At 70.2% G+C, this 13,326-nt stretch carries 9 protein-coding genes; 7 read left to right on the forward strand and 2 right to left on the reverse strand.

The window, feature by feature from the left end; all coding sequences use genetic code 11:
* Positions 1-18: 18 nt before the first annotated feature.
* Positions 19-1,785, reverse strand: a complete 1,767-nt coding sequence (locus tag ACWDZ4_RS00330) for a glycoside hydrolase family 35 protein (protein WP_451506220.1) — start codon at positions 1,783-1,785, stop codon at positions 19-21.
* A gap of 132 nt (positions 1,786-1,917) precedes the next feature.
* On the opposite strand from ACWDZ4_RS00330, the gene ACWDZ4_RS00335 reads away from it, so the two are divergent.
* From ACWDZ4_RS00335 to ACWDZ4_RS00355, 5 genes are all read left to right on the forward strand, one after another.
* The gene (locus ACWDZ4_RS00335; RefSeq protein WP_451506221.1) at positions 1,918-2,805 is read left to right on the forward strand and encodes a helix-turn-helix domain-containing protein; all 888 of its coding nucleotides are present in this window, start codon (positions 1,918-1,920) and stop codon (positions 2,803-2,805) included.
* Positions 2,806-2,816: 11 nt separating this feature from the next.
* Complete coding sequence (locus ACWDZ4_RS00340) at positions 2,817-3,122, forward strand: chorismate mutase (protein WP_344498124.1); 306 nt, start codon at positions 2,817-2,819, stop codon at positions 3,120-3,122.
* A 231-nt stretch (positions 3,123-3,353) separates the two neighbouring features.
* Complete coding sequence (gene pepN / locus ACWDZ4_RS00345; RefSeq protein ID WP_451506222.1) at positions 3,354-5,903, forward strand: aminopeptidase N; 2,550 nt, start codon at positions 3,354-3,356, stop codon at positions 5,901-5,903.
* Between the two features lie 215 nt (positions 5,904-6,118).
* Positions 6,119-7,531, forward strand: coding sequence for a pyridoxal phosphate-dependent decarboxylase family protein (locus tag ACWDZ4_RS00350; RefSeq protein ID WP_451506223.1), 1,413 nt, complete (start codon positions 6,119-6,121; stop codon positions 7,529-7,531).
* Complete coding sequence (locus ACWDZ4_RS00355; RefSeq protein WP_451506224.1) at positions 7,528-8,943, forward strand: lysine N(6)-hydroxylase/L-ornithine N(5)-oxygenase family protein; 1,416 nt, start codon at positions 7,528-7,530, stop codon at positions 8,941-8,943. The genes ACWDZ4_RS00350 and ACWDZ4_RS00355 overlap by 4 nt, the downstream gene beginning before the upstream one ends.
* 132 nt (positions 8,944-9,075) lie before the next feature.
* Here ACWDZ4_RS00355 and ACWDZ4_RS00360 read toward each other — a convergent pair whose 3' ends face one another.
* Complete coding sequence (locus tag ACWDZ4_RS00360) at positions 9,076-10,881, reverse strand: bifunctional metallophosphatase/5'-nucleotidase (RefSeq protein ID WP_451506225.1); 1,806 nt, start codon at positions 10,879-10,881, stop codon at positions 9,076-9,078.
* A 134-nt stretch (positions 10,882-11,015) separates the two neighbouring features.
* Here ACWDZ4_RS00360 and ACWDZ4_RS00365 point away from each other — a divergent pair, with 134 nt between their 5' ends.
* Together ACWDZ4_RS00365 and pyk are read left to right on the forward strand one after the other, a co-directional pair.
* The gene (locus ACWDZ4_RS00365) at positions 11,016-11,738 is read left to right on the forward strand and encodes an SIMPL domain-containing protein (protein WP_451506226.1); all 723 of its coding nucleotides are present in this window, start codon (positions 11,016-11,018) and stop codon (positions 11,736-11,738) included.
* Between the two features lie 143 nt (positions 11,739-11,881).
* Positions 11,882-13,318, forward strand: a complete 1,437-nt coding sequence (gene pyk / locus ACWDZ4_RS00370) for a pyruvate kinase (RefSeq protein WP_451506227.1) — start codon at positions 11,882-11,884, stop codon at positions 13,316-13,318.
* The last annotated feature ends 8 nt before the right edge of the window (positions 13,319-13,326 follow it).

Here is a 13,326-nt window from a genome sequence, read left to right on the forward strand (position 1 = left end):
CAGGGCGTTCCGCCCGGATCAGGCGAACTCCGGAGCGTGCTCGCCGGCGCTCTCCAGCTCCAGCACCCACACCTCGTTCGCGCCCTCCCGCAGCACGGGCCCGGGAACGTACAGCGCGTCCTGGGGCCCCACCGCCCAGTACCGGCCCAGACAGAAGCCGTTCACCCACACGAAGCCCCGCTCCCAGCCCGGCAGCCGCAGCGACGCGTCACCCGCACCCCGGACTTCGAACGTTCCCCGGAACAGCCCCGAAGTGCCCGCCCCCGCTTCCGGGGAACGGTACGGAACCTTCCCGAGCGCGTCCGCGTCCTCGAACGCGTCCAGGGAGAGCCCCCGCGCCCGTACACCGTGCAGATACTGCCGTTCGTGCAGCACACCGCCCGTGATGCCCTTCGGTTCGGCGACACGCGGCCCGTAGTTGATCCGCCCCAGCGACTCCACCCACAGCTCCACGGTGGCCGGCCCGGCCACGGGCCCGTCCAGCGCCGCGTAATCACCCGCCCCGCCGCTCAGCACACCGGCCCGTACCCCGTCGACGTACACCACGGCCCGGTCCCGCAGCCCCGTCACGCCCAGCGGATACGCCCGCCGGGGCCCCGGCACGTCCACCCGGTAGCGGACCAGCCCCCGGTCCATCCCCAGCTCCTCGAACGTCGGCGGCATCGCGCGCTCCGTCTCCGCGCCCCCGAGCACCTCCAGTACGTCGCCGAGCGGCGCCCACCCCGTGAGCTCCGCCCGGACCGGCGCACCCAGCGCGGCAGGCGCGTCCGGCACGTCCGGCACGGGCGTCCCGCCGCCCCGGTACGGCGCCAGGACGTCCCGGAACAGCCAGAACTTCTCCGTCGGGCGGCCGTACTCGTCAATGGGGGCGTCGTAGTCGTACGACGTCACCGTCGGCTGGAGCTCCCCGTCGTGGCGCCGCCCGGAACGGTTCGCCCCCGACCAGCCCGCGAAGTTCGTGCCCCCGTGCGCCATGTAGACATTGACCGAGGCACCGCACTCCAGAATCTCCTTCAGCGCCGCCGCCGCGTCGGCGGGATCCCGTACGACATGCTCCGCACCCCAGTGGTCGAACCAGCCGCACCAGAACTCCATGCACATCAAAGGACCCGAGGGCTGATACCGCCGCAGGACTTCGAAACCCGCACGCGCCCCCGACCCGAAGTTCACCGTCGCCAGCACCCCGGGCACGGAGCCGCCCGTCAGCATGTGGTCCTCGGGCCCGTCCGAAGTGAACAGCGGCACCGTCACACCGCATCCCCGCAGGAACTCCGTCAGATGCCGCAGGTACACCTGGTCCGAGCCGTAACTGCCGTACTCGTTCTCGACCTGCACCATGATCACCGGGCCGCCCCGGTCGGCCTGCCGCTCCACCACCTGCGGCAGCAGCTGCCCGAACCACCGCTCCACGTGCCCCAGGTACTCCGTGTCGCGCGTACGCACCCGCGCCCCCAGCGCACCCGTCAGCCAGTGCGGCAGCCCGCCGTTCTCCCACTCGGCGCAGATGTACGGCCCCGGACGCACGACCGCCCACAGCCCCGCCTCCCGCGCCGCGTCCAGGAACCGGCCCAGCGCCCCCGCGTCCCGCAGCCGCCCGGGCTCCGGCTCGTGCAGGTTCCACGGAACGTACGTCTCGACACAGTTGAGCCCCATGGCACGCAGCATCGCCAGCCGGTGCCCCCACTGTCCCTCATGCACCCGGAAGTAGTGCAGAGCCCCCGACAGCAGCCGCACCGGCCGCCCGTCCAGCTCGAAATCCGTCTCACCCACCGTGAAGTCAGCCACGGTCCCCGCCTCTCGCTCCACTGTTCGCGCCCCAGCCTCACCCTCTGGCGGCGGAACGGTCCATGGACAAAGATCAGCGCTGATTGGACACAACGGAACGCCACCTGAGCAGGCGGGGAGGAAGCGGAGCGGATGTACCACACCTGGATGCGCTACTTCACCCCCAGCCCCACCCACCACAAGCTCGGACTGGTCTGCCTCGGAGTCGGCCTGCAACACGGCACACTGCCCACCGTCGGCCCCCGCACCCTCGACCACCACGTCGCCGTCGTCGTCAACGCGGGCAGTGGCTGGTACCGCGGCCCCGACGGGCGGCGCGTCACCGTCACCGCCCCCGCCCTGATCTGGCTCATACCCGGCATTTCGCACCACTACGGGCCCGACCCGGCCACCGGCTGGGACGAAAGCTTCGTCGACTTCACCGGACCCGCCACCACGACGTACACCGAACTCGGTTACATCGAGCCCGACCGCCCCGTCGTCCCCCTCGCCGACACCGCGGCCGCCCGCGCCGCCGTCGGCCGCATCACGCGCGCCGCACGCCGCGAGAACCCCCTCCTGGAAGTCGAGACCGGCGCCGCCGTCCACGAACTCCTCGTCGCCCTGCGCCGCGCCCGCGCCGACGTCGGAACCGACGGAGACCCCGTGCTCCAGTCCCTCGCCCGCGACGCCTTCCAGCCCCTGACCGTCGCCGAACACGCCTCCCGCCACGGCATGACCCCCGCCGAACTGCGCACCGCCGTACGCCGCGGCGCCGGATGCAGTCCCAAGGACTACCTCCTCGGCATCCGCCTCGGCCGCGCCAAGGAACTCCTCGCCGCCACCGAACTCCCCGTGGCCGCCGTCGCCCGCCGCGTCGGCTACGACGACCCCGCCTACTTCTCCCGCCTCTTCACCCGCCGCGTCGGCATGGCCCCCGTGCGCTTCCGCGCACAGCAGGGACGCACCGTCCACGGCGGCTGGAGCCACCAGATCCCAGATCCCGAACACCCGCCGACCATCGCGACCCGGCCGACGTAAGCTCCCTGACCATGACCTCCAGCGAAATCGACGAGTCCGTCGTCGCCGAACTGAGCCGGCTGCGCGACAGCATCGACAACATCGACGCCGCCGTCGTCCACATGCTCGCCGAGCGCTTCAAGTGCACCCAGCAGGTCGGCCACCTCAAGGCACAGCACCAGCTCCCGCCCGCCGACCCGGCCCGCGAGGCCCGCCAGATCGCCCGCCTGCGCGAACTCGCGGAGAAAGCCAAGCTGGATCCGGCCTTCGCCGAGAAGCTGCTGAACTTCATCATCGCGGAGGTCATCCGCCACCACGAAACAATCGCGAAGTCCTGACCGCGGGCACAAGACACAAGGCACAAGGACAAGGCACGAGCACAAGACACAAAGCACAAGCACAAGGGCAAGGCGTCAGACACGAGCACGCGGTACGGACACACCACGTGTTCCGCGTCCGGCACCGCACCGCCGGAGCAGGACCAGAACGGGACCGGAGCAGGACCGGAGCAGGGTCCGGCGCACCACTGCCCGCTGTGCCGCCCCCGCGCCATCGGGCAGCATGTCCCCATGTCCGTACTGACGCGCGACGAAGCGCAGACCCGAGCCCAGCTCCTCGACGTCCACCGGTACACGATCGACCTCGATCTGACCCGCGGCGAAGACACCTTCGACTCCCGCACCGTCATCCACTTCACCGCGCACACCGCCGGGAACACCTTCGTCGAGATCAAGCCCGCCACCCTGCGCACCGTCACCCTCGACGGACAGCCCCTCGCCCCCGAAACGCTCGACGGAAACCGCATCCCCCTCACCGGCCTCACCCCCGGAGACCATGAACTGCGCGTCGACGCCGCCATGCGCTACTCCCGCACCGGCGAAGGCATGCACCGCTTCACCGACCCCACCGACGGCGAAACGTACGTCTACACCCAGCTCTTCATGGACGACGTCCAGCGCGTCTTCGCCGCCTTCGACCAGCCCGACCTCAAAGCCGTCTTCGCCCTCACCGTCACCGCCCCCGACCACTGGACCGTCCTCGGCAACGGCATCGCCGAACACCAGGGCGCGGGCCGCTGGACCATCGCCCCCACCCCGCGCATCTCCACCTACCTCGTCGCCGTCGCCGCGGGCCCCTGGCACTCCGTACGCACCCACCACGCCGGCCTGCCCTTCGGCATCCACTGCCGCCGCTCCCTCGCGCCGTACCTGAGCGCCGACGCCGAGGAAATCCTCGGCATCACCCGCGCCTGCTACGACCGCTACCACGAGAAGTTCGAAGAGCCCTACCCCTTCGACTCCTACGACCAGGCGTTCGTCCCCGAATTCAACGCCGGAGCCATGGAGAACCCCGGTCTCGTCACCTTCCGCGACGAGTTCGTCTACCGCTCCGCCGTCACCGACACCGAACGACAGACCCGCGCCATGGTCATCGCCCACGAAATGGCCCACATGTGGTTCGGTGACCTCGTCACCCTCCAGTGGTGGGACGACATCTGGCTCAACGAGTCCTTCGCCGAGTACATGGGCTACCAGACCCTCACCGAAGCCACCCGCTTCACCGACACCTGGACCGACTTCGCCGTCGCCCGCAAGGGCTGGGGATACGACGCCGACCAACGCCCCTCCACCCACCCCGTCGCCCCCGACCCGGACGCCGTCCCCGACACCGCGTCCGCCATGCTCAACTTCGACGGCATCTCCTACGCCAAGGGCGCCTCCGCCCTGCGCCAGCTCGTCGCCTGGCTCGGCGAGAAGGACTTCCTGACCGGCATCAACACCCACTTCGCCCGCCACAAATTCGCCAACGCCACCCTCGCCGACTTCATCGACAACCTCGCCTCCGCCACCGACCGCGACGTCCACGCCTGGGCCGAGGCGTGGCTGCGCACCACCGGCGTCGACACGCTCACCCCCCAGCCCGCCGAGGCCGAGGGCCAGTGGCACCTGACCGTCGGCCAGAACGGCAGCCGCCCCCACCGCATCGCCGTCGGCGCCTACGACCACGACCTGGTCGACAGCCGGAGCCTCGTCCTGCGCGAGCGGTTCGAAATCGACCTGCCCCAGGCCCCGACCCAGTCCGGCGACTCCGGCTCCGGCTCCCAGTTCGAGTCGGGGCCGGGGTCCGAGTCCGTGACCGTACGAGCCGGCCGCCGCCCCGCCCTCGTCGTCCTCAACGACAGCGACCTCACCTACGCCAAGATCCGCCTCGACAAGGAGTCCGAGGAACGCGCACTGCGCACCCTCTCCGGCATCCCGGACCCCCTCACCCGCGCCGTCGTGTGGAACTGCCTGCGCGACATGGTCCGCGACGGCGAGCTCGAATCCGTCGCCTACCTGGAGACGGCCCGCGCCCACCTCCCGGACGAAACCGACCTCGCCATCGTCCAGGGCGTACTCGCCTTCGCCGCCACCCACATCACCGACCGCTACCTCTCCCCGGCCGAACGCCCCACCGGCCTCGCCACCCTCACCTCCCTGTGCCGCGACCTCATCCGCCGCACCGAGGACGGCAGCAGCCCCGGCCTGCGCCTCACCGCCGTACGCCACCTCATCGACGCCGCTACCCAGCCCGACGGCATCCAGGACTGGCTCCACAGCGGCGGCGTCCCCGGCGGCCCCGAACTCGACCCCGCCCTGCGCTGGCGCATCCTGCGCCGCCTCGCCGTACTCGGCGCCACCGACGAAACCGCCATCGTCGCCGAACTCGACCGCGACCCCAGCGCCACCGGCCAGGAAGGCGCCGCCCGCTGCCGCGCCGCCCTCCCCGCCCCCGAGGCCAAAGCCGCCGCCTGGTCCCGCATGTTCGAGGACGACACCCTCTCCAACTACCTCTTCACCGCCACCGCCCAAGGCTTCTGGCAACCCGAACAGGCCACCCTCGTAAGCGACTACATCCCCCGCTACTACCGCGACGCCAAAGCCGTCGCCGACCGCCGCGGACCCGCCATCGCCGAAGCCGCGGGGCGCCACGCCTTCCCCCACTTCGCCGTCGACACGGAGTCCCTGCGCCTCGGCGAGGACTTCCTGCGCGACACCGAGATGATCCCGGCCCTGCGCCGCAAACTCGTCGACCAGCTCGACGACCTTCGCCGCGCCATCGCCGTACGGGAAAGCTGACCCACCGGGGCCCGGTCCGGCACCACGCCACCGCCCACCCACCGCCACCGCCTCCCAGCACCACCGGACCGGGCCCCATACCAGCTGCACGCGGCCGCCTCTCCTCTCCCACGCGGCAGTACCACTTTCGGGTTGAAATCGTTGAGCACTCCGGACGCACCGGCTCATGCCTGTACACGCTGGTGTGTCAGCCCAGCGCACCCGAAGGACCACGCATGAGTACGCCGCCCCCCGGCACCCCCCTCCCGCCCCTCGCCGGCGGCACAGGAGGACCCGCCGCCCTGCGGCCCCTGCTCGACACCGTCCTCGACGCCCTCCACCAGGGCGCCCTCGCCCGCGGCGGACCGTTTCCCGCCGGCGGCCCCGGCCCCGTCACCGAGCGGCTCCTCGACGCCGTCGGACCCGCGCTGCCCGCCACCGGCACCGGAGCCGAGGAAGCCCTCCACACCCTCGTCCGCGCCCTGGCCGAAGGCGCCGCCGACCCCGCGGACCCCCGGTGCACCGCCCACCTGCACTGCCCGCCGCTCGCCGTCGCCACCGCCGCCGACCTCGCCGCGTCCGCACTCAACCCGTCCATGGACTCCTGGGACCAGGCACCCGCGGCCTCCGCCCTGGAAACCCACGTCGCCCGTGCGCTCGCCGCCGAGGTCTACCCCCAGGAACCCGCACCCGACGCCCTCCTCACCACCGGCGGCACCGAAGCCAACCAGCTCGCCCTCCTCCTCGCCCGCGAACGCCACGGCCCCGTACAACTCGTCTGCGGCGCCAACGCCCACCACTCACTGCACCGCGCCGCCTGGCTCCTCGGCCTCCCCGAGCCGGTGGCCGTCCCCGCCCCCACCGGCGTCATCGACCCCGCCGCACTCGACGAAGCCCTCACCGACCTCCACCACCCCCTCCTCGTCACCGCCACCGCGGGCACCACCGACACCGGCAGCATCGACCCCCTCCCCGACATCGCCGACCTCTGCGCACGCCACCACGCGGAACTCCACATCGACGCCGCGTACGGCGGCCCCCTGCTCTTCAGCGACGTACACAGAACCCGCCTCCACGGTCTCTCCCGCGCCCACACCGTCACCCTCGACCTGCACAAACTCGGCTGGCAGCCCGTTGCCGCGGGACTCCTCGCCGTCCCCGACGCCACCACCCTGGCCCCCCTCGGCCACCAGGCCGACTACCTCAACGCCGACGACGACACCGAAGCCGGCCTCCCCGACCTCCTCGGCCGCTCCCTGCGTACGTCCCGGCGCCCCGACGTCCTCAAAATCGCCGTCACCCTCCGCGCCCTCGGCCGCCGAGGACTCGCCGACCTCGTCGACCGCACCTGCGCCGCCGCCCAGCACCTCGCCGACCTCATCGAGAACACCCCCGGCCTCGAACTCCACGACCGCCCCACCATCAGCACCGTCCTCTTCCGCCCCACCCGCGCCACCGACGACGACATCGCCACCATCCGCCGCACCCTCCTCACCGAAGGACGCGCCGCCCTCGGCCGCGCCCGCGCCGACGACCGCCTCTGGCTCAAAGCCACCCTCCTCAACCCCCACACCACCCCCAGCGACCTCGAAGCACTCCTCTCGCTCCTCTCACCCCTGTCACTCCCGGAAGGCAGTACCCACCGATGACCGCCGCCCCCCAGCCCCAAGCACCCGACCAGCCCCACGACCTGGTCGGCATCGGCATCGGCCCGTTCAACCTCTCCCTCGCCGCCCTCGCCGACGGCGTACACGGCGGCCTCACCACCGCCTTCTACGAACAGCGCCCCGCCTTCCACTGGCACCCCGGCCTCCTCATCGAAGGCGCCACCCTCCAAGTCCCCTTCCTGGCCGACCTCGTCACCCTCGCCGACCCCGCCAGCCCCTGGTCCTTCCTCAACTACCTGCGCACCCGCGACCGGCTCTTCCCCTTCTACTTCGCCGAGCGCTTCCACATCCAACGCGCCGAATACGACGCCTACTGCCGCTGGGTCAGCACCCACCTCCCCGGACTCCACTTCAGCCACCAGGTCGACGCCGTCCGCTGGAACGCCGAGCGCGACGCCTTCGAAATCGACTTCACCCAACTCGACACCGACGGCGAAGCCGAAGCCCTCGGCCGCGCCTACACCCGCAACGTCGCCCTCGGCGTCGGCACCCAGCCCCACATCCCCGAACCCCTCAGACCACTCGCCGAAGCCCCCACCGTCCCCGTCATCCACTCCGCCGACTACCTCGACCACCGCGAACGGCTCCTGGCCGCCGAACACATCACCGTCATCGGATCAGGACAGTCCGGCGCCGAGATCTTCCTCGACCTGCTCCGCGCCCGCCCCGCGGGCCGCGAGAAGATCACCTGGCTGGCCAGAACCGAAGCCTTCGCCCCCATGGAGTACTCCAAGCTCGGTCTGGAGCACTTCACCCCCGACTACAGCCGCTACTTCCACGCCCTCCCCGAGTCCGTACGCGACGACCTCGGCCCCCGCCAGTGGCAACTCCACAAAGGCATCGACGCCGACACCATCGCCGCCATCCACGAAGAGCTCTACCGGCGCAGCCTCCACGGCGGCTGGCCCGACGCGGTCCTCACCCCCGGAGTCTCCGTACGCACCGCCGGCCGCGTCGGCACCACCAAGGTCGAACTCCACCTCGAACACCTCCAGCAGGGCACCCGCTCCCGCCTCACCACCGACGCCGTCGTCCTCGCCACCGGCTACCGCGAACGCCCCCTCGGACGGCTCCTCACCGGACTCGACCCCTACATCCGCCGCGACGCCTCCGAACGCCCCCGCATCGACGACCAGTTCCGCATCGTCCTCGACCCCGCCGTCACCGGATCCGTCTACGTACAGAACGCCGAACGGCACAGCCACGGCGTCGGCGCACCCGACCTCGGCCTCGCCGCATGGCGCAGCGCGACGATCCTCAACTCCCTCACCGGCACCGACCCCTACCCGCTGCCGAGGCGCACCGCGTTCACCAGCTTCGGCCTCGAACGCCGCGAGGCACCCAGGATCCCCGCACAGCAACCGGCCCTCACCCCGCTGACCCAGGGCCGCTAGAGACGCCGGACGGGCTGGCCCCTCCCGCTGAGCGAGAACGCCCGGCCCGTCCGTCATCCGCCGTCCGCCGTCCGCCGTTCAGGGACCGGGGTACGGAGCGGAGCCCCGCAGGGCAGACCGCGCCCACCGCCCCTAGAACACCGGCACACCGTCCCGCGTCAGCCTCCAGCCCACCGAAGCGAACTCCGCCGGATCCAGCACACCCTTCGCCTGCACCCACGTGATGATCGTGTTCCGGATCTCCTCCGAATTCACCCACACCTGCTTCGCACCCGCGATGTGCGGAAACGCCCCGCCACCACTCGCCCGGTAGTTGTTGACCGCCAGCACGAACTCCGCCGCCGCGTCCACCGGCCCGCCCCCGAACGCGAGATTCACGATCCGCGAACCGACCGGCTTCGCGATGTCGACCTCGTACGTCACACCCGACACCACGTCGTAGTTGTAGTCCGGCGTGTTCCCCGCGTTCGTCAGCTTCGACGTGTCCACCGCGGCCCCCGCCGCCGTCTGCACGTAGTACTTCGCCGAGAACTCCAGGTACTCCTTCAGCTGCGCGCCGGTCAGCACCCGCGCCTCCAGCGTGTTCTCGAACGGATACAGACCCGCCGCGTCCCTGATCGTCACCTCACCCGCCGGAACCGCCGCCGTCCGCGAGAAACACGACGCCTGCGACAGCACCGGCAGCGCCGCGTACGCCCCGCCCGCCAGCGCCGCCCGCACCGTCTCCACCTGCACGTGGTTGATCAGGTCGATCAGCGGCTCGTCCTTCCACGCCGCCTGCGCCGTCGTCATCGCGACCGTCGACGTACCGATGACCTGATTCACGTACCCCACGACCTTCCGGTGCTCGTCACCGAGCAGCTTCACGATCTTCGGGTCCTCGGCGACCGTATTGGAGTTGAGGACCCTCGCCCCCACCTGCTCCACCGTCCAGCGGCCCCTCACCCACACCAGATCGAAGTCGAACAGCGTCAACCGCTGCCCCCACTTGAGCGGCTCCGACAGGACGACCTTCTTCCCCGTCTCCTTGTTCTCCACGAAGTACTCGGGAATCTCCGTGTGCGCGTGCCCCACCAGGATCGCGTCGATCCCGGGGACCTGCTCGGCCACCAGAGCCGCCGCGTTCTCGACGTACGGAAGCTGGTCACCGTACGACGACGTGCCGCTGGAACCCGAGTGCGCCGACACGACGACCACGTCCGCACCCATGGAACGCAGCTTCGGCACCCACTTCGCCGCCTGCTCCTCCAGACCCGGGAACGTCATCTTCCCCTGCACGTTCTGCTTGTCCCAGATCGCGATGCCCGGGTTCGTCAGACCGAGCACCGCCACCCGCACATCACGGCCGTGCGGCGTACGCAACCTCTTCATGACGTACGGGGGGAAGGCCGGGCGCAGCGTCTTCGCGTCCAGGGCGTTCGCACCGAGGAGCGGGAAGTCGCACTGCTCCTCGAACTTCCGCAGCACCGGTATGCCGTAGTTGAACTCGTGGTTCCCGAGAGCGGCCGCGTCGTAGCCGATGGCGTTCATCGACTGCGCCATCGGGTGCACGGGGCCGTGGGCCGCCGTGATCGGGTCGACCTTGGCGTAGTAGTACGACAACTGCGTCCCCTGGATGGTGTCACCCGCGTCGATGAGCAGCGTGTTGCCGCGGCCCTTCTCCTCACGGATCCGGTTCACCAGGGTGGAGATCTTCGCCAGGCCCACATCGTTGTGCGCCTTGTCGTCGAACTCCTTGTCCGTGAAGTAGTCCCAGTTGAAGACATTGCCGTGCAGGTCCGTCGTGCCCATCACGGTGAAGGAGTACCGCTTCGGCCCCCGCCCCTTCCCGCGCGCTTCGGCGGCGGTGGCGGGGGCGGCGACGGTCCCGCCGGCCACGGCAACACCGGCTCCTGCGGCGGCCGACCGGCCCAGGAACGTCCTACGGTTCAGCGGCATCTTGTCGTCTCCTCGTTCCGTTGCGCTGTGTGACGCGCGTAGATTCTGGCCCAGCCCGTCACACCGGCAACACCCCTTTCACATTTCGATCTGATGACCACCCGTCGTCACCCCCGGATGCGACAGTGGAAAACGTGACCGACGAACCGAGCCCCCCGACCCCGCACGCACCACACCCCCCATACGGCACCCCCGAAGCACCCCGCCTCGCCGTCCAGGGCGAAGCCCACCTCGAATTCGACCCCGAAATCGCCCGCATCGCCATCACCGTCAACGCCCGCGGCACGGACCGCCGCACCGCACTCGAAGACCTCACCCGCCGCAACAACCTCGCCCTCGACCTCCTCAAGACCTACGGCGACACCGTCGAAGAACTCGAAACCGGCGCCTTCTCCATCAGCCCCGAACTCACCCGGCGCGGCCGCGGCGAACGCGTCCGCGCCTACCACGGAAGCGTCCGCATCACCGCCGCCCTCACCGACTTCACCGCGCTCGGCGAACTCACCACCCGCCTCGCCGACCTCGAACTCACCCAGGTCGACGGCCCCTGGTGGACCATGCGCCCCGACTCACCCGCATACGCCGAAGTACGCCGCCACGCCGTACACGAAGCCGTCAAACGCGCCCGCGAATACGCCCAGGCCCTCGACACAGACCTCACCGCCCTCGTCGAACTGGCCGACCCCGGCACCGAAGCACCCCGCCCCGCACCACCCGCTTTCGCCGGCCGCATGCGCTCCGCCGTACTCGAAAGGGCGGAAGACACCCCTGCCCCCGCCCTCGACCTCGAACCCCAGCGCCAGACCCTCCACGCCCTCGTGCACGCCCGCTTCATCATGACCCCGCCCCAGCTCTGAGACTCCGGAACACCCCCTCTCCGTATGCTCATCGGAGCACCCCCCTGCACATTCAACAATTGTCAACGACCTTTCACGCAAAGGTTGTTGAGCAGTCATGAGTGCCTAATTGTCTACTGACTGGTAAGCCCTAGGCTCGTACCATGCGCCGAGCCAAAATCGTTTGCACCCTAGGGCCCGCCACCGACACGTACGACCAGATCAAGGCACTGGTCGAAGCCGGAATGGACGTAGCCCGCTTCAACCTCAGCCACGGCACCTACGCCGAACACGAAGAGCGCTACCAGCGCGTACGCAAAGCCTCCGACGAAACTGGCCGCAGCGTCGGCGTACTCGCCGACCTTCAAGGCCCGAAGATCCGCCTCGGACGCTTCCGCGAAGGCCCCGTACTCCTTGAACGAGGCGACGAGTTCACCATCACCGTCGAACCCATGGAAGGCGACCGCCACACCTGCGGCACCACCTACCCGGGCCTCGCCACCGACGTCAGCACGGGCGAACGCATCCTCGTCGACGACGGAAAAGTCACCCTCGAAGTCACCGGCGTCGACGGACCCCGCGTCCGCACCCTCGTCATCGAAGGAGGCATGGTCTCCGACCACAAGGGCCTCAACCTCCCCGGCGTCGCCGTCTCCGTACCCGCACTCTCCGAAAAAGACATCGAAGACCTCCGCTGGGCCCTGCGCACCGGAGCCGACATCGTCGCCCTCTCCTTCGTACGCAGCGGACGCGACATCGAAGACGTCCACCGCATCATGAAGGAAGAAGGCCGCCGCCTCCCCGTCATCGCCAAAATCGAAAAGCCCCAGGCCGTCGAGAACATCGACGACATCGTCGCCGCCTTCGACGGCATCATGGTCGCCCGCGGCGACCTCGGCGTCGAAATGCCACTCGAACACGTCCCGATCGTCCAGAAGCGCGCCATCAAACTCGCCAAGCGCAACGCCAAGCCGGTCATCGTCGCCACCCAGATGCTCGACTCGATGATCGAGAACTCCCGCCCCACCCGCGCCGAAGCCTCCGACGTCGCCAACGCCGTCATCGACGGCACCGACGCCGTCATGCTCTCCGGCGAGACCAGCGTCGGCAAATACCCCATCGAGACGGTCAGGACCATGGGCCGCATCGTCGAAGCCGCAGAGGAGGACCTCCTCGCCAAGGGGCTCCCGCCACTCACCGAACGCAACAAACCCCGCACCCAGGGCGGAGCCGTCGCCCGCGCCGCCGCCGACATCGGCGACTTCCTCGGCGCCAAGTTCCTCGTCGCCTTCACCCAGTCCGGCGACACCGTCAAACGCCTCTCCCGCTACCGCTCACCCATTCCGCTGCTCGCCTTCACACCCGACCCGGCGACCCGCTCCCAGCTCAACCTCACCTGGGGCGTCGAGACCTTCCTCGGCCCCCACGTCGACTCCACCGACGCCATGGTCGCCCAGGTCGACGAGCACCTCCTGCGCATCGGCCGCTGCCAGAAGGGCGACGTCGTGATCATCACCGCCGGCTCCCCGCCCGGCGTCGCGGGCTCCACCAACCTCGTCCGCGTCCACCACATCGGCGAGAACGACACCGCCCCGGCGTAACCACCGCA

It is taken from the genome of Streptomyces sp. NPDC003016, from assembly GCF_053591455.1.